Source organism: Mycobacterium sp., assembly GCF_035640695.1.
Classification (GTDB): domain Bacteria; phylum Actinomycetota; class Actinomycetes; order Mycobacteriales; family Mycobacteriaceae; genus Mycobacterium.
On the sequence record NZ_DASQVQ010000038.1, the window covers coordinates 1 to 23,007 of the forward strand.

Genomic DNA, 23,007 nt, shown 5'->3' on the forward strand with positions numbered 1-23,007 from the left:
TCGTGGTCACCTTGGACACCTGGACCACCGGATGGCGCCCGCGCGACCTCAACGCCGGCAATTTCCCCCAGCTGCGCGGCTACGTGCTGCAGAACTACTTGACCGACGAGATCTTCTGCCAGCGGCTGGCCAAGCCGCCCAAGGAGGACATGAGAGCCGCGGCGCTCGAATGGGCCAAGGTGTTTGGTAACTCCTTGCATTGGGAGGATCTGAGCTGGCTGCGCTCGCTGACCACGCTGCCGATCCTGCTCAAGGGCATCCAGCATCCCGACGACGTACGCAAGGCCCGCGACTACGGCATCGACGGCATCTACTGTTCCAACCATGGCGGCCGCCAAGCCAACGGTGGGCTTCCTGCACTGGACGCCCTCCCAGCGGTGGTGGAAGCAGCCGACGGGATGCCGGTGCTGTTTGACTCCGGGGTACGCAGCGGCTCCGACGTGGCCAAGGCGCTCGCCCTGGGCGCCACCGCCGTCGGCGTCGGCCGGCCCTATGCGTATGCACTGGCCGTCGGCGGCACCGACGGCGTGGTGTCCCAATTGCGTTCGCTGCTAGCCGAACTCGACCTACTGATGGCCATCGACGGCTTCCCCGCCATCGCCGACCTGCGCGCCGCCGGCGCGCAACGCATCTGAACGGATACCGCTATGTCACATGTGAACACCGCGCGGGGCCCAATTGACCCCTCGGGTCTGGGCGTCACGCTGATGCACGAGCACGTCTTCATCATGACCACCGAGGTCATGCAGAACTACCCCGAACAGTGGGGCGATGAGGCCGCCCGCGAAGCCGACGCGGTCGCGCGGCTGAACAAACTCAAGGTGACCGGGGTGGACACCATCGTCGATCTGACCGTGATCGGGCTGGGCCGTTACATTCCGCGCATCGCCCGCGTCGCCGCCGCTACCGAGCTCAACATCGTGGTGGCCACCGGCGTGTACACCTTCAACGACGTGCCGTTCTGCTTTCATTACCGGGGTCCGGGCGCCCCGCTGGGCGGCCCGGAGATCATGACCGAAATGTTCGTTCGCGACATCGAGCAGGGCATCGCCGACACCGGGGTGCGCGCGGCGATCCTCAAATGCGCCACCGACAAACCCGGGGTGACCCCCGGCGTCGAGCGGGTACTGCGCGCGGTCGCACAGGCCCACCGCCACACCGGCGTGCCGATCACAACGCACACCCACGCGAAGACCCGCCGCGGCCTGGAACAGCAACGCATCTTCGCCGAGGAGGGCGTGGACCTGTCCCGGGTGGTCATCGGACACTGCGGTGACAGCACCGACATCGACTACCTCGAGGAGCTGATCGCCAACGGCTCCTACATCGGGATGGACCGCTTCGGCATGGACCTGGTCCTGCCGTTCGAAGACCGCGTCAACACGGTGGCACGCATGTGCGAACGCGGGCATGCCGACAAGATGGTGCTCTCCCACGACGCGAAATGCTATTTCGACGCGCTACCCGAAGAGTTGTTGCAGAAGGTCGCGCCCAACTGGCACTACCTGCACATCCACAACGACGTGCTGCCGGCGCTGCGGGCGCGCGGCGTCACCGAAGAGCAAATCACCACCATGCTGGTGGAAAACCCCCGAAAGATCCTCGACCACCAGGGCGGATACTGACATGAGCGTCTGTGTGGCCCTTATTAAAGACCTCGCCGCCCGGTTTGGCTGCGACATCCTGGGACCACCAGTTAGCGAATAAGCCCGCAGCAGCTCGGACCCGATGCGGTTTCGGTGGAGGACCTCGCCGAACCCAGACCCTGTCCGCGCCGTTGTGCAACCACATTGAGGAATGCTAATGACTGAACACGACGACGCCCAGTACGAGAAGGCGCTCAACATCGCCGAAGGGCTACTTGGCCAACCGCTCGTGCTACCCATCGGCCCGGGCGAACCGCCCGCGGGCAACGACTTCCGCCGCCTCGCCACTGTCCATACCTTCGGTGACTCGTGGTCACGTACCCGCGCACTCGACACGCAGAGCCGGGCTTTGATCTCGGTGGCAATTGCGGCCACATTGGGCACACACGAGCCGCTTCGCGGACAATTACGAATTGCCTTAAGAAGCGGTGTCACCAAGGAACAGCTGGTCGAACTCTTCATCCACCTCGAGGCATACGCCGGCGCCGCTCGCGCCTTCGACAGCTACCAAACGGCGCTGGCCGTGTTCGCCGAAACCGCCGAGAACTAACGAAGACGTCCGGGATGCGCTTTGCCACGGCGGCTAGTTGGCCGGCGTAGGCATCGCGTCCGGGACCCTCGCGGAGCGCGGTAGCCGCCGTTTGTGGCGACCCCACTGAAACCCGGCGAGTGGCGCACGCTGGCAGGCGTTCCGGCAGCTGTGATCACGGTTAGCACAAGGTGTGGCCCTCAGCGACCTGATTCGAATGCTTGTGCGCGCCGGTCTTTTTCGCGCAGCCATCCTTTTCGAGCGGCGGGATGCCACTTGAGCGATTCGGGGACATATCGCCACGTCGCGCGGATCGTGGCGCGAATCAAGCGGTAGCGGCGTTCGTCGGCTGCAGTCCAGGCGATGTTGAAACGTTCACGCACGATTGGTGGGAGGCCGCCGAAGATGACCAGCCGCATGGGTGGTGCAAGGGCCGCCCGTATCGGCAGGGTGGGTAGCAGCGCATTGGCCAGGGGCCGCAGTTTGGGGTGGGTCGGGTAGTGCGGTGAGGCACTCATGTCCGGGATTGCACGGCGCCCGATGAATTCGATCAAGTAATCGGCGGCCGGGTTGGGTTGCAAGACTTCCCGACAGTAGCGGTCGAACTCGCGGTTGAACGCGGCACGATCGGCAGGCAGCACCGAATCGGTCACGCCGTAGCGGCGATACCATTCGCAGCCTTCGATGTACAGCTGCCCGCGTTCGCGGTCGGTGAGCCGGTGGCGGTCCCAGTATTCGGCGACCCGGTGCACCATCCGCTGGAAGGTGGCGTGCGCCCACCAATAGACGTGCGGATCCAGAGCGTGGTAACGCACGCCGGAGGGCAGTGTGCCCTTGATGTCGCGGTGGAAGTCGCGCACCCGGGCGCCGGTCGTGTTGGCGTGCGGGCCATCGTAGATGGTTCCCAGGATGCCCGGCAGCGAGCGAAACACGCGATCGACCGGGTCGTCGAAGAAGTTCGAGTGATCGATGAGGCCCTGGCCGATGGCCGGGTGCATGGTCTGCAGCAACCCAGCGGTGCCGCCTTCGAACGCGATGCGCATGTCCCCGGCCCATCGCCACAGCAGCGATTGGGGTCCCAGGTCGAGCCGCGGGCCGGCCGGCGGCCGTGTGTGCGCACCCACCGGTTCAGCGTCTCATCCAGTCGGGCCACGTATCGAAGCGCGGCGGTGGTGTGGATTCGGTGGGGTGCGGTGCGCTTGGCGCGTGCCGCATAGCCGCCGGCAGTCGTGTGGTGATCAGCACGGCGCCGATCAGTGCGATCGGGATGGCCCAGGCCCGCCGCGCAGCCACCGCGCTGTGGCATTGGCCGATGAAGTCGGCGCCGGCGGGTTGGGCCGCGGCGGCCTGGGTGAGGTCGGGGCTAAATCCGTTGCCGCAGTTGATTTGCCAGCCCCACTGATGGAAAGCATCCAGGAAAACCGGGAAGCGAAGAGCGAACAGGCCGGCCGCAGCAAGCAGCGCGGCGGCGATCGTCACCGCTAGGCGGCTGCGGAAGCGGTTGGTCATGGCGTTTGCGGGCCTCATGGTGGCTGACGTCGGCGTTCAGAGTGTCAGTTGCCCAAGGTCGTGGGCTTGGTCGCCGAAGTACTTCCGCAACAGCTCGGCGCTGGCACGCTCACCCCAACGCTGCAGATAGGCTCTCCCCCACCGGGTGCGGGCCACGAGGTGGTAACGCACGAAGTTGGCCGCCAGCACCGGCAGCACGACAAACGGCAGCACGCGCGGTAGTTGCAGATCGCTTATGCCCTCGCTGCGCAGGAAGTAGCGCAGCATACTCAGTAACCGGGCCCGCGCGTAGGCCCCGCGGGTGGCCGCGAAGTTCTTGTAGTGCAGGTGGCGTTGGGCCTCGACCACGGCGTTGGCCAGCGGTGGGCCGGCGGCGCTCACGGTGGACTGGGTGATGAGGAAATGGTAGTTGAGTCGGTGCTGCTGGCGTTCGGTGTCGCACAGCCAGTCCTCGTCGACACCCATCAGCCAGCCAACGTATTTCCACATGTGCATGATGGCGCGCGACTCCGCGTGGGTGACGCGCACACCGAGCAGCCGAACTCCTAACAGCAGCGCCCCGTTAAACAACCCCAGGGTCGCGGCCTGGTCCGTCTGGTTGATTGGCAGTCCCCACTGGTCGACGTCCCATCGCCCGTTGGTCTCGAACTGCTGGTTGACCAGGGCGTGCATCAGCCGGACGTGCACCGTCGTCTTGAACCCAGCCCCGGTGCGGCGCAGGGCATCTGGTCGCGAGACGGCAACAGCCCACTGTTGCGTTTCAGCCAGCCGGCGCACCGTCTTGGTGCCAGTTAGCCCGCCGGTTTCGACAAGCAGGTCGGAGGGGCCACCGAAGCGGTAGCCGCCAACCAGGGCCAGCGCCAGCATCACATCGGCGGCGTTGGTGCCCAACCGCCGGTAGGCGGCGCCACCGTCGTTGATCAGGTCGAAGTCCACCCACTCGGGCACCTGCTCGACGCAGGCGAAAAAATCGCGAAGCGGTGGTGGGCACTCGGGCACGCTGTCGACGCCGAAATCGAGGGCTCGTTTGAATTGGCCCATCGTCACCTTGTCGCGGTGATCAGCATCGGTGATGCGCATCGCCGCCACCAACGCCGCACCGACTTCATCGCGGTGCATCAGTCGCCGGCCAATGGCGTCGACCAAGTGCGGATCGGGCCGGGCGGTGCGGGTCAAGATCTGCAGGGGGCGCCCAAGGCGGCGGTTGCGGTGCTCAGCCTGCCGGAACCGGTGCGGGTAGCCGCAGGCGACCTGTTGTGCGACCATGACCCCATGCTGACACGAGCGTTTACTCGCCTTCAATTCGCATTCTGATGCCCAGGCACCCCCGCGTCGGTGCACGCCGCACACCGCGGCAGGAACGCTCGCGCGCCATGGTGGAACGGATCATCGATGCCGCCCAAGAGGTGTTGATCGCGCACGGCTACCAGGGAGCGTCCACCAATCGCATCGCTGCGACCGCCGGCATCAGCCCCGGCTCGCTGTATCAGTACTTCCCGAACAAGGATGCGATCGCCGCGGCGGTGATTGACCGCTATAGCGATTCGCTTTCTGCTCGCGTGGCCGCCACCGTCGCCGAGCGCCTCGACCAGCCCGCGCCGGTGTATGTGCGCAGCTCGATCGCCGCCCTGCTCGATGCACTGGACGTTCACCCCGAGTTTTTACGCGCCATCATGGAACACACCCCCCGACTAGGCGCGGCCAGCAAGCTGATTGCGTTCGAGCAGCGCATCGCGGAACTGACGCTGGCCTATCTGACGTTAAACCGCGCCCAGCTGCGCCCCGACGTCGGTTTCGACACCGCATCCTGGATGCTGGTTCGGATGGTCGAACACCTCACCATCCGCTACATCCTCGATAGGCCCGCGATCACCCGAGACGAATTTCTAAACGAAATCACCACCCTCGCACTGAACTACCTGCGACCGTGGACCGAGCCGCAAGACTCCGGCACCAACGGCGCCTGACCGCTGCGGCGCGGCGTGTTTGGCGGGATGCCCGCCCGCCCTGCACGAGCCTCCCGCTGACGGGAGACGTCAGCTATCGAGGAACACCACGTTCGACTCGACCGGATTACGCGGTATCGCGAGGCTGTCCGCCGGGAAGGCGGGGTCCGGATAGCCGATCGCCAAGCCACATAAGATGGTCAGCTCATTGGGTATGTCCAGCTGAGCGCGCAATGGACACCCAACCTATCTAGGCGACTTCTCATCTTCGTGGCGAATCCAGTAACCGCACACAACATCGGCCTTACCGGCGCAGATGGGTGGCCGCGCCGATCTCATCATGGCGCTGTCTGTGCTGTGTTCAGGCTGTACTTGTCCAGGACAAGGGCCGCACATCGGCGACGTCGTACTCGGCTAGCGAAAGCGATAGCACCGCCGGGAATTGCTCGTTGCTGAGGTTGTTCCTGCGGAAGGTTTCGAGGGCCGCTTGCGACTCCCAGCGCTCAAAGATGTTGACGCGGCTGGGGTCGATCAGGTCGGCGCTGACGGCGACGTCGAGGCAGCCAGTTGCCCGGCGTGCTTGTTCGACGATCATCCCGCTGCCTGCGAGGTAGGCCTCGCGCTGCTGGGGCTCGACGGTGGCATGTCCGGCAACGATGACCATTGGTCCGCTCCTCGTTTTCGCGTCTTCGTGTCGTGCCCGACCGGCACCTGGTACCCCTCTATACAGCACAAGAACGCAAATTCATCGGCCGTCTCTCCACTTAGCGCCGCACGGCAGGGAATCGGCGATCTCAAGGCCGAGACGCCGTTACGGCCATGTCAAGGGGGTAGTTCGTGGACACCGCGACGGTGCAACGCTGACGGTGCGGCACTGGGTGCTTCAGCTCGGATGTCGGGTATAAGATCGCCGTATTCGTTAACACACTGGGGTACAGGGTGATTCGGGCCGTGTTGCCATTCTCGCTTGCCAGCAATGGAATCGGGACAGATTGTCGTCGTTTTGCCGGTGCGCGTTGCGGGTATGGCTAGGGAGCCCAGGATGAGAGTGAGGGTCTGATGAAATCAGAATGCAGGACCGCGGTCGCGCTCTTCGGTGGGGCTGCCGTCCTCATGTTGGCGATCGGATGCGGCGGCGGTGGCGGTAATAAGCCGACGACTACGACGACAACGACGACCACGACGACAACGACGACCACCTCGCCAACACCAGCGACAACGACACCCACCGCAACCGAGGGTCCCACCGGCGGTGGCACAGCACCCGGAGGCCCCACAGGCGGCGGCGGTCCCGGTGGCGGTGGTGGCCAAGTCCCCGGGGGTCCCACCGGCGGTGGCGGTCCTGGCGGTGGTGGCGGCCAAATCCCCGGTGGTCCCACCGGCGGTGGCGGTCCCGGCGGTGGCGGCGGCTGCGTGCCAGGCGTGGGTTGCGTCTCGGTGCCGTAATCGTAGTGGAGGGCCAGTGCCGAGTGCCGCGCGCTCGCCTCTGTCAATCCACAGCCATTTTCGACATCACGCGGCGGCACTCACTTGCGCTGCCGACGTCGTTGCAGAGTTAACTCGCCGACCCGCGCGCCAACTCAATGTGACCGGGTCCCCCCGGCACCCGCTGCACGTCTCGCGACGCATTCGCTCACCACGGGAGTTGTCGAGGCCGTGTCCTACAGTTGGGGCATGGCCTCCGGGCAAGCCGCGAAACGGCCGGGTGGGCGGACCGCCGCGGTGTCTGATGCCATCCGCACCGCTGTCGAGGAGCTTGTCGCCGAAAGGGGCAGCGAGCGCGTCACGATTCCGATGGTCGCCGAGCGTGCCGGGGTGAACCCGACCACGGTGTATCGACGGTGGCCCGATGCCGCGACGATGATCAATGACCTGGCCACCTACCGGCTCGACCCCGACCGGCCGCTGCCCAACACCGGCGATCTGCGCTCCGACATCGCCGCATGGGCTAACGAAATCCTGATGCACTATCGCAAGCCGATCAACGCCGCTATCCTGCGCGGCGGCGCCGCGGTCGCCGGCGACGACGAGTCCGATTGCCTGCGAGGCAGACTCGACGAAGCCGCCATCCTGGTCCAACGCGCCGGACGGAATGCTCCCGTCTCCACGCAGGACGTGATCGATCACGTGCTCGCCCCGATCATGTACCGCGTGATCTTCCTGCCATCGACGCTCACCGACGACTACGCGCACCGGCTCATAGACACCCTGTTCGGGCACCGTCCGCCGGCCGCTTTGCCGCGGCCTCGGGCGCTGCGAAAGAAGTCCAGCGGCCCGCGCATGAAATAGCGAAGCGCCACCGCGAACCAGCTCATCGACAGGGCGGAGACCGCCACGAAATAAAAGCAAAAATCTTTGCGTTAGGTCTGTGCATGAGCGAAGGCCTTCAAGTACCCGACCGATCCGCCCAACCGCTGCTGTCGCCCTACAGGATGGCAGGCCTACAGCTGGCCAACCGGGTGGTGATGGCGCCCTTAACCCGGTCGCGCGCTACCAACGTGGAATTGACTCCAACTGATCTACACGTGAGGTACTACGCCCAGCGCGCCTCGGCGGGACTACTCATCACTGAGGGGGTGTGGATCAGCCGCGACGCGGTCGGCTGGAACGACGTCCCGGGGCTGTTCACCGACGCCCAGGTCAGCGCGTGGTCGGCGGTGACCGATGCCGTGCACGCGGCGGGCGGACGGATCTTCGCCCAGCTGTGGCACACCGGATCGTCCTCACATCCCGACTTCTTCTCGGGCACACCGCCGTTGGCGCCGTCGGCGGTCAATCCCGGCCTGCGTTCCCACACCCCCTCAGGTCTGAAGCCCACGGTGGTTCCGCGTGCCATGACCCGAGCCGACATCGCCGCCACGGTCACCGATTACGCCCAGGCCGCGGCCAACGCGCAGCACGCCGGATTCGACGGCGTGCAACTGCAGGCAGGCTTTTCCTACCTGATTAGCCAGTTCCTCAATCCCGCAACGAATCTGCGCACCGACCAGTACGGCGGCTCCGTCGAGAACCGGGCCAGACTGCTGTTCGAGATCATCGACGCCGTCGGTGAACGCATTGACTTGAACCGCGTCGGGGTGAAGGCCGGACCCGCCTGGGCCGAACACGGCGCGTTTCAATCCACCCACGACACTCTGGAGACCAGCGACTATGTGATCGGCCGGCTCAACGATTACCCGATATCTCATCTTCTCCTGATGACCGCCATGGCCGACCTGTCCGGGCGTCCCCTGGCGAACCTGCAGGGCCGGGGCATGTATGAGCACTATCGGCCTCTGTTCGACGGCACCCTGATCGCCAACGTCGGGATCACGCCGGAGGCGGGCAACGCTCTCATCGATGAGAACCTGGTCGATTTGGTCGCCCTCGGTCAGCCGTTCATCGCCAATCCTGACCTGCCCGCCCGCCTGGCGACCGGCGCCGCGTTGACCGCCGCTGATCCCTCCACCTTCTACATCGGCGGCCCGGTCGGCTACATCGACTACCCCGAAGCGACACCAGCATGAACGCTCGCATCCTCGGGTGATCGGCCCCACCACTTCTAGCTCCAGCACCGCCCGGAAAGGACCATCCCATGGCCACACCGCACGACAACAAGGCCTTCGTGCTGACCGCATTCGACACCCTGTTTAACCGGCGCGACTACACGGCCGCCGAAGCATTCTGGTCGCCCAACTACCTGCAGCACAGCGCCCACATCGAAGCCGGTCGCGACGGACTGTTCAACCTGGTCAAAGCCGCCCCACCGGACTTGCGCTACGAGAACGCCCTGGCCGTCGCCGAAGATGACTACGTGCTGCTGCACGGCCGGTTCAGCAATAACGGCCAACCCAGACCGTGGATTGTCGTGGACATCGTGCGCCTGGAGAACGGGCTGCTCGCCGAGCACTGGGACGTCATCCAGGACGAGGCAACCCGCGCATCGTCAAAGAGCGGCCTGCCGATGTTCGGGGATCACTTCCCCGATTAGCCCACGCGGGCCGACACACGGGTGCCTACCTCGAAGCGACATCACCGGCGCCTTGGTGCCGCAACGACGCTCACGGCCGCCGCGTTGAGCTTCGCCGCCCCAGCGCCGATCCAGCCGTCCGACCGCGCCATGCGCTACACACCCGGTCGCCATGGATGTACCGACTATCCGCCGTAGGAACCAACTGCTTGTCAGGAGAGCCCGTGGACGAATTCACCAGTGCCGAACAGGCGTTGGCCGTGGTAGACCTCGTCACCCAGACGATTGGCGACGACGACCTGCACCGCCCCACGCCCTGCCGTGACTTTGATGTGACGGCCCTCGCCGACCATCTCATCGACACGATCTCACGCCTGGGTGCCGCCGCCGGTATACATACCGCGGCCCCCGACGGCGGTTCCATCGATCAACGCATTCACCAAATGACACAACCCATCCTGGATGGATGGCGCCGTCGCGGGGTGGCAGACGATGTTGTGTTCAGCGGGCGGACACTGCCCGCCAATCTTGCGCTTGGCATCCTGGCTCTCGAACTCCTTGTCCACGGCTGGGATTTCGCCGTAGCACTCCATCATCCCCTTCGCGTGTCGGACGCCCTCGCCGCGGACGTCCTCGGCCTGGCACAGCAAACCCTCACTGCACAAAGCCGCGCCACGGCCGGATTCGATCCACCCGTGCCCGTGCCCGCCGGCACCGGCGCCTTCGACCGGCTCATCGCTTTCACCGGCCGCGACCCACTGCAGATGAACCCAAGTGGAGCAGACTACGACCATGGATAGGTCAGGCGATGACGTCAGCGAAACCCTCAGCCGCGTCATCGCTAGTCTTTTTCCACTATTGGGGAGGCGCTCAATTTCACGCTCGCTTTCGCGGGCGTCGCAGATGCCCCACTTGGTGCCCTTGGTGAGCACCTTGGACAGCCGCGGCCCCATCGCCGACACGGTGTCGAAGACGAGCTCGCCACCGCCGAACCGATCCGTGAGTGACGGGCCGCGACACGGTATTCCGGCTCACCCAATCCTCTTGCTGCCCGCAGTCTTTCGTCTGCCCTGGAGTCACGAGTTGGTCACGGAATTGTCACACCACGTGTTGGCACTGACGACCCAGTCTCTCCGCCACGAGCCCCCTGATCAACCGGCGGCCGGATTAGTGTCGAACTCGTTATCCGAGAGCACAATTCACGAATACATTCACGATGGCCGAAGCAGTATTGCGGCCGGCGAAAGCGGCGCACCCAAACGAGAGCGGAAAGCCCTTCTCCAGGGCATCTTTCAGCCAACTTACAGCGGATCTCAGTATCTTCTCAGTACGGTTGCGAAACTATGGATGCGGCACCGACAACTGTGGCGCCCGGTTGGGCGTCAAGCGCATTGGAAGTGCGAGAGATCACCGTCGATCTCGTCGTGTCTGTCTAATGATTTGCAGTTGCTCGATTAAAAACGAAGCGGTTCACCAGCCCACAGCCATTCCACGAAAGCGGTAGGCCATCACCCCATGAATGACGTTACGAAACACGGGTTGAGCAAGGTACCGGCAGTCACCCTGGGCTTCTGGATCATCAAGATTTTGGCGACGACGCTCGGCGAGACGGGCGGCGACACAGTGACGATGACGATTTTGCACGCTGACACCGTAAGGAATTGGGGCTATCTGATCGGCGTCGCGCTGTTCGGCGGCGCCCTTGTGGCGCTCGTTGTCGCGCAGATCGTCGCCAAGCGCTTCCACCCGATTCTGTACTGGGCGACGATCGCCGCCTCGACGACGTTCGGCACGACGCTTGCCGACTTTGCCGACCGATCGCTTGGGATCGGCTACACGGGTGGATCGCTTCTGCTGTTGTGTTGTCTCTTGGCAACCCTGGGGTTCTGGCATCGGTCGGAGGGAACGGTGTCGGTAAACACCGTTTCGACGCCGAAAGTAGAGGGGTTCTATTGGGCCACAATCACGTTTTCGCAGACTCTAGGCACCGCACTCGGCGATTGGCTCGCTGACACCGGCGGGCTTGGTTATGAAGGCGGTGCGCTGGTATTCACTGCGGGTCTCGCCGCGGTCGCGGCCCTGTATTACTGGACAAGCGTGTCGCGCGTCACCCTCTTCTGGGTCGCCTTCATCCTGACCCGGCCTCTCGGCGCAACCGTGGGCGATTTCCTCGATAAGCCTGTCAACCACGGCGGTCTGGCCCTGAGCCGCCCGCTGGCTTCCGCGGTAATCGCGGCCGTAATCGTCGTGCTGCTCATGGTCCTGCCGCAGCGCGCAGGACGGCACCCTGGCGAGAAAGAAGATCGTATGGCGGTAGGACCGGAATCGGTTGGCGTCGACGATCGGCAGCCGACCGACGGCGTCTTAACCAATCAGGATGCCTCGGAGGCGCCAGCCAGAGAGGCCACTCGTGACGAGAATTTCCGTCGCCGTTTGGGGCCGGTTGACGGGTGACCGAAGCCGTCGCGTCCGAATTCGCGGGATGGGGCCGCTGCGAGATACATCGGCTCACCTCAGCGCGGTCTGCCCCCAATCCGGATCCGAGAATCCGAGATCCGCGGAACAGAGCTTGGGCGCACATCGTCGCGTCCGAACCGGAACACGCTCACTGCCAGGGCGGCAACCAGTTGCGTCATCCTGCGGTTCGAACTCGCGGAAATTGAGCGCCAGTTCTGTTCTAGCCCCTCGCATGTTCTGATGAAAAACGGCGAGCTGACCGGGAAACCGGCGGCCCGCTACTCGCCCTCTACCGCGACGCGCAGCTCCTCGGCCCACTCGCTGTAGGGCCGGATCGCGTACGCGCGCGTGTCCACCGAGCCGCCGAGCTTCTGGATGATCGGTAGCGACTCGAGCGCCTGGTCGAGCGACGTGTGGTCCGGAACGTCGAGCACGGCGAAGACGCTGCGCTGGCCGACGACCTTCCACAGGTTGGTCACCGCCCCGGCATCGACCGCCCCCTGGGCCGCGCGCGCCTCCTCGAGCCAGATCTCGAAGAGCTCATCGCGGCTCATCTCGACCGGCTGGTGGATGTCAAATTGGATGAAGTACTGCACCGTCCGTCTCCTCCTTGGTTTCGCCGTCGGGCGGTGGTTAGCGTCCCACGAGGGCGGTGGTGCGCTCAGCCCCACATAAGCAGTTCTAATGTAGGGCAAGGATCATTAGCTGTACTGTCGCACCTAGAGTTCTTAACGTCGATCTTGTGACCATGGTCGTCGGGTTCCTCACCGCTATGACGCTGATCGTCGCGATCGGTGCGCAGAACGCATTCGTGCTGCGCCAAGGCATTCGCCGTGAGCATGTGGCGGCGGTCGTTGCGGTATGCGCGTTCTCCGATGTCGTGCTGATCACGGCCGGCGTCGTGGGATTCGGCGCGCTGATCGCGGCATACCCGGGCATCGTCGGCCTGACAAGGATCGGCGGTGCCGCCTTCCTGATGGGCTATGGCCTGATGGCCGCCCGGCGGGCGTGGCGGCCGACTGGACTGACACCGTCGGACTCGACGCCGGCCCGTCTGGTCAGCGTGGTGCTCACCTGCCTCGCGCTCACCTGGCTCAACCCGCACGTCTACCTCGACACGGTCGTGCTCCTGGGCGCACTGGCCAACGAACGCCACGACGGCCGTTGGCTTTTCGGCGTCGGCGCGGTGACGGCCAGCATGGTTTGGTTCAGCACGCTGGGTTTCGGCGCACGGCGGCTGCGAAGCCTTTTCGCCACACCGACGGCGTGGCGCGCACTGGACGGGCTCATTGCGGTGGCCATGGCCGGCCTCGGCGTCGCAATGCTCGGATCATGATCTTTACGGAACTTTAACAGTTCCTCTTATTTGATAGTGCCTATCATAATATAGACACTGTCAGTTTGAGGAGGTGGATTATGTCGCGACGGACTCGCTGGTGGGCGCTGGCCGCCTTGGCGCTGAGCATGCTGACGATCGGGCTGGACACCACGGTGCTGTCCGTGGCCCTGCCGACGCTGGCCGTGGATCTGCACGCTAGTACCGCGCAGCTGCAATGGTTTTCCACCTCGTACACGCTCGTGCTTGCCGCGCTGCTGCTGCCCGCGGGCGCGCTCGGCGACCGCTATGGCTACAAGAAGATGCTGTTGCTGGCGTTGTTGATTTTCGGCGCGTCGTCGGTCTGGTGCGCGTACTCCGGCGGCGCCGACATGCTGATCTTCGCGCGTGTCGTTTTGGGTGTCGGCGCGGCGCTGATGATCCCGCTGTCGATGGCAGTGCTGCCGTCGATCTTCCCGGACGCGGACGAGCGCGCACACGCGCTGACAATCTGGGTGACGTCGACGGCCGTCGGCCTTCCGTTGGGGCCCATCGTCGGCGGCTGGCTGCTGTCGCATGTATGGTGGGGCGCAATCTTTTTGATGAATGTGCCGCTCGTCATCGTCGGGCTCGCCGCCGTCGCCGCGTTCATTCCAGAGTCACGGGCTTCGGGCTCGCATCCGATTGATCTGCTCGGTGTTGCCCTGTCATCGGGCGGGTTGGCCGGCCTGACGTTCGGCTTCATCCGCGTCGGCCAAGAGTCATGGAGCGACACGCTTGCGTGGGCGGCGATCGGCACCGGCATGCTGGCGCTCACCGCCTTCGTCGCGTGGCAGTTCCGCGCCCGCCGCCCGTTGATCGACCTCGAGCTGTTCGGCACGCCCGGATTCCGCTGGGGCACAGTCGTTATGACGATGATGGGCCTGATGATGTTCGGCGTGCTGTTCGCGTTGCCGCTGCTCTTCCAATCGGTTCAGGGCGCCTCCACGCTGAACACCGGCCTGCGCCTGTTGCCGTTGATCGGCGGCCTGTTGGTGGGCAGCCGGATCGTCGACCGCATGGGCAAGCGGCTGGGCAGCGGCGTGACGATCGCAATCGGCTTCGCACTGATCGCCGCGGGCCTGGCGGTCGGTGGGCAGACCACCGTCACCACCCCATTCTGGGTGGTAGCCGCATGGCAGGCAGTGATCGGCGCGGGCATGGGACTGGCGATGCCGACGGCGATGAACGCCGCTCTGAATACCCTGCCGCCCAGCAGGACCGGCTCCGGTTCGGCGCTGATCCAGGCGCTGCGGCAGGCCGGCGGCGCGATCGGGGTGGCGCTGCTCGGCACCGTCCTGAACGCCGGCTACCGCAGTGCCACGCCGCGGGTGCCCGACCACGCCCTGCAACACCGAATCGACGAGAGCGTGTCCGCCGGTGTGGCCGTCGCGCACGCCACCGGGCGGCCCGACCTGCTTGCCGCGGTGCAATCGGCCTTCGTGCATGGCATGTCGTCGATGCTGTGGATCAGCGCGGCGATGGCCGCGGTGCTCACGGCGGTCACGCTGGTCGCGTTCCGGCCACAGTCGAGCGGGCGCCATCATGCGCACCGCGGCCAACCTGGCTTCGCCGATGCGCGAGAATCGGAATATGCCAGACGCTGAACCTCCGCTCGGCTTGCGGGAGCGCAAGAAGCTGCGAACCCGCGAGACGATTCGGCGCGAGGCCTTCCGGCTGATCGAGGAGAACGGCTACGCCAATACCACGGTCGAGCAGATCGCCGAGGCCGCCGAGGTGTCGCCCAGCACGTTCTTCCGCTACTTCCCGTCCAAGGATTCCGTGCTGCTCGCCGACGACCTGGATCCGGTGCTACTGGCGGCCCTGGAGCGGCAGCCGAGGCACCTGTCGCCGATCAAGGCGCTGCGCCGGGCGATCGACATCGCAGTCAAGTCGATGTCGGACGAACAATGGGAGTTCGAACGCACCCGGCAGCGGCTGGTGTTCTCGATTCCGGAACTGAAGGCCGCCCAACTCGACGAGTATCACCGCACCATCAGGGTGACGGCCGAGGCCCTGGGCCGCCGGTTGGGCCGCGACCCGGACGACTTCGAAGTTCGAGTGTTCACCGGCGCGGTCGTCGGCGCGATGCTCGGCGTCATCGATGAGGTAAACGACGTACCCGGGTCCTTCGACGTGGTCTTTCGCGCGCTGGACTTCCTGGACGCCGGCATGCCGCTGAAATAGGTCTGCTCTCCGGCGGCCGTATTGTGCGGGGACTTCCAGCCCCATTAGAGCAATCTCAGCTACGCTCACGCGAATGCTGAGCAGGCGGGGGTTCCTCGGTGCGGCCGGCGCCGCCGGACTGCTCGCCGCCGCGGCCTGTGGCTCCAACGAATCGGGGAAAGGTCCCGCCGGGGCGGTGACCGTCAAGCACCAGTTCGGTGAGACAACGGTGCCGTCACCACCCAAACGGGTGGTCAGCGCCGGTTTCACCGAACAGGACAATCTGCTTGCCGTCGGTGTGGTCCCGATCGCGGTAACGAACTGGTGGGGCGATCAGCCCTTCGCGGTGTGGCCGTGGGCGCAACCGAAACTGGGCGCGGCACAGCCGGTGGTGCTCAGCCTCACCGACGGCCTGCAGTTCGACCAAATCGCCACGCTCAAGCCAGATCTCATCGTCGCCACCAACGCCGGCCTGGACCAGGACGGCTACAAGCGGCTGTCGGCCATCGCGCCGACGATCGCACAGACCAGCGGGCAGCCGCCGTTCTTCGAACCGTGGAAGGCGCAGGCCAACGCGATCGGCCAGGCGGTGTTTCAGGCCGACCAGATGAGGTCGCTGGTCGCGCAGATCGACAACAGGTTCACCGAATTGGGCAAGACCAACCCGCAATTCGGCGGCAAGAAGGTGCTGATTCTGCAGGGCACCTTCTATCAGGACAACGTGATCGCGACGAGGAAAGGCTGGCGCACGGAGTTCCTCAACCAGATGGGCATCGACGTGCCGGACACCATCGACGCGTTCAAGGTCGACGACCGCGCGTTCCTTCCGCGTGACCAGGCGGTGGAGGCGCTCGATGCGGCCGATGCGCTGATCTGGAAGACCGAAAGCGACGACGAGGAGAAACGTTTGGTGGCCGACCCGATGTTTCAGCGGCTTAAGGCGACCAAGCAGAACCGCAACCTGTTCACCGGCAAGGATCTGTCCGGGGCGATCGCGTTCTCGTCACCGCTGAGTCTGCCGGTGGTCGCGGACCAATTGACGCCGATGTTGTCGAAGGTGTTGAGCTGAACCCGGTAACCGAGATCACCAACCTGCTGTACCGCTACGCCGAGTACATCGACTCCGGCGACTTGGCGGGCGCCACTTCGCTGTTCGAACATGCGGTACTGCGCATTGGCGACACGGACGACGCGACGATCGACGCGGCCGGGCTGCTGAGGTTCCTGCGCAATCTGGTGATCCGCTACCCGGACGGCACGCCGCGCACCAAACACGTCACCACCAACCCGATTGTTGAGATCGACGAGGACGCCGGCACCGCGACGTGCCGCAGCTACTACACCGTGCTGCAGCAGACCGACGGCCTGCCCCTGCAGCCCATCGTGAGCGGCCGCTACCACGACCGGTTCGAAAGGGTCGATGGCCGGTGGCGCTTCTCGTATCGCGACTACACGCTGATCGACTTCGTCGGCGATGTCAGCAAGCACCTGTCACAGCGCAGCTGAGGCTCCGGTGCTTGGATGACGAAGTGACCACGAGCGACACCAGCACACAGGCCGAAGCCCGCGCCGTCTACGCCGAAGTCGGGTCGAAGTACTATCCGATGCTGGTCGGCCTGTTCACCGGGCTGGTGCTGATCTCCAACGTGACCGCCACCAAGGGCGTGGCGTTCGGCCCGATCGTCGGCAATTGGTCGATCATCACCGACGGCGGGTTCATCGTGTTTCCGCTGACATATGTGATCGGCGATGTGCTCAGCGAGGTCTACGGGTTCCGCGCCGCCCGGCGGGCCATCTACATGGGCTTTGCCATGGAGGCGTTGGCGGCGTTCGCATTCTGGGTGACCATCTACCTGCCCCCCGCCGACTTCTACACCAACCAGGCGTCGTTCGAAAACGTCGTGCACGCGTTCACCCAACTCATCGTCGCCGGGTTAGCCGGATTCATCGTCGGTCAGACCATCAACGCGTGGGTCGTGGTGGCGATCAAGGCGCACACCAAGGAAAGACACCTATGGGCGCGCCTGGTCGGTTCGACATTCGCTGGCCAACTCGGCGACACGCTGGTGTTCTGCACCATTGCCGCCAGCGCGATCGGCATCAACAGCTTCGGTGACTTCGTCACCTACACGGCGTTGGGGTGGGTGTACAAGACCATGGTCGAGGTCGTCATGCTGCCGATCACCTATCGGGTGATCGCGTTCGTCAAGCGCCACGAGCCGACGTATCAGCTAGGGCCAGTTTGAGCCTTTGGTAAGGCACCTCTGGCAAGGCTCGAAGGTTTGCGGCTGTGGTGGTTACTCGGCGGTAAGTTCAGTACATGACCGTTGCAACAGGCTTGAGAGTGCTCGACTACGGCGACCACGCTCTGCTGCTGCAGTTCGAGAGCACCGCAGAGGTGATCGCGTGGACCGACGCGCTGCGGGATGCCAATCTGCTCGGCGTGATCGACCTCGTGCCGGCATCGCGCACCGTGTTGATCAAGCTCGGAAGCCCCCGCTATCAGCAGCTGACCCGGCAGCGGCTGGAAAAGCTGGTGGTGGAGCCCCCCGACACGTTGGAACCGCCCGCCGAGCCGGACGTGGTGATTGATGTCGTCTACGACGGTGCCGACCTCGCCGAGGTCGCGGCCATGACCGGGCTCGACGAGGCGGATGTCGTCGCTGCCCACAGCGGCACACCGTGGCGGGTGGCCTTCGGCGGCTTCGCGCCGGGGTTCGCGTATCTGGCCGGCGGCGACCCTCGGCTGGAGGTGCCGCGGCGCGATGAACCGCGTACCAGGGTGCCCGCCGGTGCTGTCGGCCTGGCCGGCGAGTTCAGCGGCATCTACCCGCGTGAATCGCCCGGCGGCTGGCGGCTGATCGGGCATACCGACGCGGTGCTGTGGGACATCGATCGCGATCCTCCCGCGCTGTTGACGTCCGGCATGTGGGTGCAGTTTCGGGCGGCGTCATGACCACCACGCTCGAAATCATGCGCACCGGTCCGCTGGCGCTGATCCAAGACCTGGGCCGACCGGGCAAGGCGAACCTCGGCGTCACCCGATCCGGCGCCGCCGACCGGCGATCGCACGCGCTGGCCAACCGGCTGGTGGCCAACCCGGATGACCGGGCGACCATCGAGGTGACCTTCGGAGGGCTGACCGCACGCGTTCGCGGCGGTGACGTCGCGATCGCTGTCACCGGCGCCGACACCGACCCCGCAGTGAACGGAATTCCGTTCGGCACCAATAGCATTCAGCACATACACGACGGCCAGGTAATTTCGCTTGGTCCACCGCACTCGGGCCTTCGGGCGTATCTGGCGGTGCGTGGTGGCATCGCCGTCGAACCAGTGCTCGGGTCGTGCAGCTACGACGTGATGTCGGCCATCGGCCCGCAGCCGCTGCAACCGGGCGACGTGCTGCCGGTCGGCGAACACACCGACGACTTCCCCGAGCTCGATCAGGCGCCGGTCGCCTCGTTCCCCGCGGACCTCATCGAGCTGGCGGTGGTGCCCGGTCCGCGCGACGATTGGTTCAAAGATCCGGACGCGCTGGTGCACAGCGACTGGGTGGCCTCCGACCGCAGCGACAGGGTCGGCATGCGGCTGGCCGGCCCTGCGCTGCAGCATCGCTGGCCCGGCCGCCAGCTGCCCAGCGAGGGCGCGACCCGCGGCGCGATCCAGGTGCCGCCGAACGGCATGCCGGTGATCCTCGGCCCCGATCATCCGGTGACCGGCGGCTATCCGGTGATCGGCGTGGTGACCGACGACGACATCGATCGGGTGGCGCAAATCCGTCCCGGTCAGCATGTGCACCTGCACTGGTCGCGGCCACGCCGACCGTGGTAGACCGATTTTGTGCGCACGCAGGTCCACACGGCCCGCCTCATCCACACCGCAGACCTGGACAACGAGACTCGGCAGAGCGCGCATGAGCTGCTCGTCGACGCGTTCGAGGGCGACTTCAGCGACGACGACTGGGACCACACGCTGGGCGGAATGCATGCGCTGGTCTACTACCACGGCGCGCTGATCGCACACGCCGCGGTTGTGCAGCGCCGGCTGCTCTACAAGGGCAGCTCGCTGCGCACCGGTTACCTCGAAGGCGTTGCGGTGCGTGCGGACTGGCGCGGCCAGGGCCTTGGCACGGCGCTGATGGACGGCGCCGAGCAGGTCATTCGCGGCGCATACGCGTTGGGCGCCCTGACCCCCACGGAATCGGCGCGCCAGCTGTACCTGGACCGCGGCTGGATCCCGTGGAAGGGGCCGACGTCGGTGCTGGCGCCGGTCGGGCTCAAGCGCACCACGGAAGACGACGGCGCGGTGTTCGTCCTGCCCGTCGCCGTGGACCTCGATCCGGGTGCGGACCTGGTGTGCGACTGGCGAACCGGCGAAGTCTGGTAGCGCGCGTAGGTTGGACAGCGTGACATCTCCGACGTTTCGACCAAGCCCCGAGACCTTCGACAAGATCTACCGCGGCGAGGCCGCGTTCGATGGCGCACCGCCACCCCGCGCGATCCCGTGGGATGTCGGGCAAGCGCAGCCGCGATTGATGGAACTCGAAGCCCTCGGCGGGATCGTGGGCGACGTGCTCGACATCGGCTGTGGGCTCGGCGAGAACTCGATTTTCCTTGCCTCCCGCGGATATTCGGTCACCGGGCTGGACGGGTCGCCTGCGGCGATCGAAAGAGCGCGGAGCCGGGCCGCCGAGGCCGGGGTGACGGTGAGCTTCGACGTCGCCGACGCGACGAACCTCACCGGCTACGACGGGCGCTTCGACACCGTGGTCGACAGCGCGCTGTACCACTGCCTCGACGACGACGGTCGGCTGGCCTACGCCGCGGGCCTGCACCGCGCGACGCGTGCCGGCGCCCGCTGGCACCTGTACTGCTTTTCCGACGGCAACGTCAACGGTGTGATCGCACCGATGGTTGGGGTGCCGGAGTCCAACATCCGCGAGACGCTCGGCGCCACCGGCTGGCGGATCAACTACCTGGGCCCCACGACATATCTCGCGAACAGCGACGCGTTTCTCGGCGACATCGACGAGCTGCCGCAGGAACTCCGCGAGCAGATGGGACCGGAGGCGGTTGAACAGATGAGCCGCGTCAACGAGCGGTTCGCGACCATCGCTGGACTGCTCGACGACGGCCGGGTGCATCTGCCGTTCACGGTGGTGCATGCCGAACGGGTGGATTAACGCCGAGCGTGAAGCCTGGGCGGCGAGCGTGAGGCCTGGGCGGGAGTTGTCGGCGTGGCGACACCCGACGCTCACACTGGATGACCGGTGTTCACACCCGATGGCGCGATGGCGCGATGGCGGCCGGCTTCACCGCCAGCGCTGCAGGATTTCGCGAGTCCGGCCGGCCAGCGCCGACTGCAGAAATGGCCCGAAGCTGATCCGCGCCACACCCAGCGGGCCGAACGACGCCGGGTCGTCGACGTCGGGCAGTGCGATCGCGTTCACCGGCAGCGGCAGTTCGGCGCACAAGCGCCGCAACGTATCCCGATCGTGGCGACCCACCGGGTACAGCACGTCGGCGCCGGCCTTGGCCGCCTCGGTCAGCCTGGCCACCGCGCGGTCGACGCGGTCGGACTCGTCGCCGTCCCGACGCAGGAACAAATCGGTGCGGGCGTTGACCACCACGTGCACGCCCGCGGCGTCGGCCGCGGCCCGAAGCGCGCCGACCAGCTCGGCGTGCTGCTGCACCGAACGCAGCCGCTTGCCCTCGTGGTGCACGGTGTCCTCGATGTTCAGACCGACTGCGCCGACACCGAGCAACCCGTCGATCAGCCGCGCCGCGGGCTCGCCGTACCCGTGCTCGATGTCGACCGAGACGGGGACCTCGACCGCTGCGGTGATCTGGGCCACCCGGGCCAGCACGTCGTCGAAGCGCATGCCGCCGCCGTCGGCTTTGCCGATCGAGTCGGCGACCGGGTGGCTGCCGACCGTCAGCGCCGCGAACCCGGCCTCGACGGCCAGGGCCGCCGACCACGCGTCCCACACGGTCGGCAGGATGACCGGATTGCCGGGCTGGTGCAGACGCAGCAGCACGGCCGCGCGATCTTGCAGAGTCTGTTTGGCGGGTACCGCTGCCGACATCTCCAGCCTCCGTGGTGTAAGCGCATTTGCGGCCGTGACCGGTGTCACGTGTTCCTCATCATGTCGCTAGCATCGAGTCAACCACTGTGATCCGTGACACCGTCACCCAAGGAGGTCCGTTGACCGCCCCAGCAGAACTCGACGAGCTGCACCGCCTGATCGGTAGCGTGCGGCAATGCGTGACGTCCCTGAAGACCAAGTGCGGCGACACCCCCGCCATGCGCCGCCTTGTCAACGACGCCGACCGGCTGCTCAACGACGTCGAGCGGCTCGACATCGACGCTGCGGAGCTGGATCTCGGGCGCGCCGGGGCGTACCAGCACCCCGGCGAGAAGATCCCGGTGCCGGACACCCAATATGACACCGACTTCTGGCGCGACGTCGACGACGAGGGTGTCGGCGGGCAGCGTTGAGGCCGGTCTTTCGGCGCGTGTACGGTTGTTGCCGCATTGACTCGGGGTTGGTCTGAGCAACCGAAATCTCGAGGGCCTATCTAATTGAAGAAGGGCGAATAGTGTGAGCGCACCCGCGACCGAGCGCACCGGCGTCTTGTCGCCGCATCGGGCGGCGATCCCAGAACGCACGCTGCGCACCGACAGGTGGTGGGTGGGTCCGCTTCTGACCGACCTCGGTCTGGCCGCGTTCATCATCTATGCGACCGTTCGGGCGTTCTGGGGCAGCGCGTACTGGGTGCACCAATACCACTACCTGACCCCGTTCTATTCGCCCTGCGTCAGCGCATCGTGTGAACCGGGCGCCAGCCACCTCGGCGTCTGGTTCGGCCACTTCCCGCCATGGATTCCGCTGGGCATGCTGGTGCTGCCGTTCCTGCTTGGCTTCCGGATCACCTGCTACTACTACCGCAAGGCCTACTACCGGGCGGTCTGGCAATCCCCGCCGGGATGTGCCGTGGCCGAACCACATTCACGCTACACCGGCGAAACGCGGTTTCCGCTGATCATTCAGAACAGTCACCGCTACTTCTTCTACGTGGCGATGATCGTCTCGGTGATCAACACCTACGACGCGATCACGGCGTTCCACTCACCGTCGGGTTTCGGATTCGGTTTGGGCAACATCATTCTGACCGTCAACGTGATCCTGCTGTGGATATACACGCTGTCGTGCCACTCGTGCCGGCACATCGCCGGCGGCCGACTCAAGCACTTCTCGAAGCATCCCGTGCGGTACTGGATGTGGACACAGGTCAGCAAGCTGAACACCCGCCACATGACGTGGGCCTGGATCACGCTGGGCACCCTGGCGATCACCGATTTCTACATCATGCTGGTGGCCAGCGGCACCATGTCTGATCTGAGATTCATTGGCTGACAGTTCGTTGCGCGCAGAGGCGCGAAAAGGCAAG

Annotated in this window: 26 protein-coding genes and 1 pseudogene; 21 read left to right on the top strand and 6 right to left on the bottom strand. The window is 65.6% G+C overall.

The features are described from left to right. The 3 genes from VE759_RS04330 to VE759_RS04340 form a co-directional block, all read left to right on the top strand. Nucleotides 1-635: alpha-hydroxy-acid oxidizing protein (locus tag VE759_RS04330; protein WP_324928562.1), on the top strand; the 635-nt coding region annotated here is incomplete at its 5' end. A 12-nt stretch (nucleotides 636-647) separates the two neighbouring features. Beyond that, nucleotides 648-1,625 (top strand): phosphotriesterase-related protein, encoded by a 978-nt coding sequence (locus tag VE759_RS04335; RefSeq protein WP_324928564.1) that lies wholly within the window; start codon nucleotides 648-650, stop codon nucleotides 1,623-1,625. Between the two features lie 178 nt (nucleotides 1,626-1,803). Further along, nucleotides 1,804-2,196: a carboxymuconolactone decarboxylase family protein gene (locus VE759_RS04340; RefSeq protein WP_324928565.1), complete on the top strand. Its 393-nt coding sequence runs from the start codon at nucleotides 1,804-1,806 to the stop codon at nucleotides 2,194-2,196. Nucleotides 2,197-2,375: 179 nt separating this feature from the next. Here VE759_RS04340 and VE759_RS04345 read toward each other — a convergent pair whose 3' ends face one another. From VE759_RS04345 to VE759_RS04355, 3 genes are read right to left on the bottom strand one after another with little or no spacing between them, the layout of a single operon-like run. Then, nucleotides 2,376-3,299 carry an oxygenase MpaB family protein gene (locus VE759_RS04345; RefSeq protein WP_324928566.1) on the bottom strand — a complete coding sequence of 308 codons (924 nt, stop codon included), beginning with the start codon at nucleotides 3,297-3,299 and terminating at the stop codon, nucleotides 2,376-2,378. A 4-nt stretch (nucleotides 3,300-3,303) separates the two neighbouring features. Next, complete coding sequence (locus tag VE759_RS04350) at nucleotides 3,304-3,684, bottom strand: hypothetical protein (protein WP_324928568.1); 381 nt, start codon at nucleotides 3,682-3,684, stop codon at nucleotides 3,304-3,306. A 36-nt stretch (nucleotides 3,685-3,720) separates the two neighbouring features. Continuing rightward, complete coding sequence (locus VE759_RS04355; protein ID WP_324928569.1) at nucleotides 3,721-4,950, bottom strand: oxygenase MpaB family protein; 1,230 nt, start codon at nucleotides 4,948-4,950, stop codon at nucleotides 3,721-3,723. Between the two features lie 107 nt (nucleotides 4,951-5,057). Between VE759_RS04355 and VE759_RS04360 the strand changes: the two genes are divergently transcribed. Beyond that, nucleotides 5,058-5,651: a TetR/AcrR family transcriptional regulator gene (locus VE759_RS04360; RefSeq protein WP_324928571.1), complete on the top strand. Its 594-nt coding sequence runs from the start codon at nucleotides 5,058-5,060 to the stop codon at nucleotides 5,649-5,651. A gap of 340 nt (nucleotides 5,652-5,991) precedes the next feature. On the opposite strand, the gene VE759_RS04370 is transcribed toward VE759_RS04360, so the two are convergent. After that, nucleotides 5,992-6,294, bottom strand: a complete 303-nt coding sequence (locus VE759_RS04370; protein ID WP_324928572.1) for a putative quinol monooxygenase — start codon at nucleotides 6,292-6,294, stop codon at nucleotides 5,992-5,994. 1,010 nt (nucleotides 6,295-7,304) lie between these two features. On the opposite strand from VE759_RS04370, the gene VE759_RS04375 reads away from it, so the two are divergent. The 5 genes and pseudogenes from VE759_RS04375 to VE759_RS04400 form a co-directional block, all read left to right on the top strand. Beyond that, a complete protein-coding gene (locus VE759_RS04375) occupies nucleotides 7,305-7,919 on the top strand; it encodes a TetR/AcrR family transcriptional regulator (RefSeq protein ID WP_324928574.1) in 615 nt (204 codons plus the stop codon). A gap of 83 nt (nucleotides 7,920-8,002) precedes the next feature. Continuing rightward, entirely contained in the window at nucleotides 8,003-9,136 is a 1,134-nt protein-coding gene (locus VE759_RS04380) for an alkene reductase (RefSeq protein ID WP_324928575.1), read from the top strand. A gap of 68 nt (nucleotides 9,137-9,204) precedes the next feature. Further along, nucleotides 9,205-9,600: a nuclear transport factor 2 family protein gene (locus VE759_RS04385; RefSeq protein ID WP_324928577.1), complete on the top strand. Its 396-nt coding sequence runs from the start codon at nucleotides 9,205-9,207 to the stop codon at nucleotides 9,598-9,600. Between the two features lie 203 nt (nucleotides 9,601-9,803). Further along, the gene (locus VE759_RS04390; protein ID WP_324928578.1) at nucleotides 9,804-10,379 is read left to right on the top strand and encodes a TIGR03086 family metal-binding protein; all 576 of its coding nucleotides are present in this window, start codon (nucleotides 9,804-9,806) and stop codon (nucleotides 10,377-10,379) included. A 715-nt stretch (nucleotides 10,380-11,094) separates the two neighbouring features. Next, nucleotides 11,095-11,901, top strand: a pseudogene (locus VE759_RS04400) (hypothetical protein); the annotation flags it as partial. A 413-nt stretch (nucleotides 11,902-12,314) separates the two neighbouring features. Here the strand turns inward: VE759_RS04400 and VE759_RS04405 are convergent. Next, the gene (locus VE759_RS04405) at nucleotides 12,315-12,632 is read right to left on the bottom strand and encodes a muconolactone Delta-isomerase family protein (RefSeq protein ID WP_324928580.1); all 318 of its coding nucleotides are present in this window, start codon (nucleotides 12,630-12,632) and stop codon (nucleotides 12,315-12,317) included. A gap of 152 nt (nucleotides 12,633-12,784) precedes the next feature. Here VE759_RS04405 and lysE point away from each other — a divergent pair, with 152 nt between their 5' ends. The 10 genes from lysE (at nucleotide 12,785) to VE759_RS04455 (ending at nucleotide 20,738) form a co-directional block, all read left to right on the top strand. Beyond that, complete coding sequence (gene lysE / locus VE759_RS04410; protein ID WP_324928666.1) at nucleotides 12,785-13,372, top strand: L-lysine exporter; 588 nt, start codon at nucleotides 12,785-12,787, stop codon at nucleotides 13,370-13,372. Between the two features lie 80 nt (nucleotides 13,373-13,452). After that, nucleotides 13,453-14,997 carry a DHA2 family efflux MFS transporter permease subunit gene (locus VE759_RS04415; RefSeq protein WP_324928582.1) on the top strand — a complete coding sequence of 515 codons (1,545 nt, stop codon included), beginning with the start codon at nucleotides 13,453-13,455 and terminating at the stop codon, nucleotides 14,995-14,997. Next, entirely contained in the window at nucleotides 14,984-15,577 is a 594-nt protein-coding gene (locus tag VE759_RS04420; RefSeq protein WP_324928584.1) for a TetR family transcriptional regulator, read from the top strand. Before VE759_RS04415 ends, VE759_RS04420 begins: the two co-directional genes overlap by 14 nt. Before the next feature lie 73 nt (nucleotides 15,578-15,650). Next, complete coding sequence (locus tag VE759_RS04425) at nucleotides 15,651-16,625, top strand: ABC transporter substrate-binding protein (RefSeq protein ID WP_324928586.1); 975 nt, start codon at nucleotides 15,651-15,653, stop codon at nucleotides 16,623-16,625. Beyond that, on the top strand, nucleotides 16,622-17,062 hold the full coding sequence (locus tag VE759_RS04430; protein ID WP_324928669.1) for a nuclear transport factor 2 family protein: 441 nt from the start codon (nucleotides 16,622-16,624) through the stop codon (nucleotides 17,060-17,062). Before VE759_RS04425 ends, VE759_RS04430 begins: the two co-directional genes overlap by 4 nt. 98 nt (nucleotides 17,063-17,160) lie before the next feature. After that, nucleotides 17,161-17,802: a queuosine precursor transporter gene (locus VE759_RS04435; protein WP_324928671.1), complete on the top strand. Its 642-nt coding sequence runs from the start codon at nucleotides 17,161-17,163 to the stop codon at nucleotides 17,800-17,802. 74 nt (nucleotides 17,803-17,876) lie between these two features. Continuing rightward, nucleotides 17,877-18,512, top strand: a complete 636-nt coding sequence (locus VE759_RS04440) for an allophanate hydrolase subunit 1 (protein ID WP_324928588.1) — start codon at nucleotides 17,877-17,879, stop codon at nucleotides 18,510-18,512. Next, a complete protein-coding gene (locus tag VE759_RS04445; RefSeq protein WP_324928589.1) occupies nucleotides 18,509-19,387 on the top strand; it encodes a 5-oxoprolinase/urea amidolyase family protein in 879 nt (292 codons plus the stop codon). The genes VE759_RS04440 and VE759_RS04445 overlap by 4 nt, the downstream gene beginning before the upstream one ends. A 9-nt stretch (nucleotides 19,388-19,396) precedes the next feature. Continuing rightward, complete coding sequence (locus tag VE759_RS04450; protein WP_324928591.1) at nucleotides 19,397-19,942, top strand: GNAT family N-acetyltransferase; 546 nt, start codon at nucleotides 19,397-19,399, stop codon at nucleotides 19,940-19,942. Nucleotides 19,943-19,961: 19 nt separating this feature from the next. After that, a complete protein-coding gene (locus VE759_RS04455; RefSeq protein ID WP_324928593.1) occupies nucleotides 19,962-20,738 on the top strand; it encodes a class I SAM-dependent methyltransferase in 777 nt (258 codons plus the stop codon). A gap of 129 nt (nucleotides 20,739-20,867) precedes the next feature. Here the strand turns inward: VE759_RS04455 and VE759_RS04460 are convergent, their stop codons facing one another. Then, the gene (locus VE759_RS04460) at nucleotides 20,868-21,641 is read right to left on the bottom strand and encodes an isocitrate lyase/phosphoenolpyruvate mutase family protein (protein WP_324928594.1); all 774 of its coding nucleotides are present in this window, start codon (nucleotides 21,639-21,641) and stop codon (nucleotides 20,868-20,870) included. A 119-nt stretch (nucleotides 21,642-21,760) separates the two neighbouring features. Here VE759_RS04460 and VE759_RS04465 point away from each other — a divergent pair, with 119 nt between their 5' ends. Both VE759_RS04465 and VE759_RS04470 read left to right on the top strand, forming a co-directional pair. Beyond that, on the top strand, nucleotides 21,761-22,054 hold the full coding sequence (locus VE759_RS04465; protein WP_324928595.1) for a hypothetical protein: 294 nt from the start codon (nucleotides 21,761-21,763) through the stop codon (nucleotides 22,052-22,054). A gap of 103 nt (nucleotides 22,055-22,157) precedes the next feature. Beyond that, on the top strand, nucleotides 22,158-22,973 hold the full coding sequence (locus VE759_RS04470; protein WP_324928597.1) for a hypothetical protein: 816 nt from the start codon (nucleotides 22,158-22,160) through the stop codon (nucleotides 22,971-22,973). Nucleotides 22,974-23,007 lie beyond the last annotated feature (34 nt).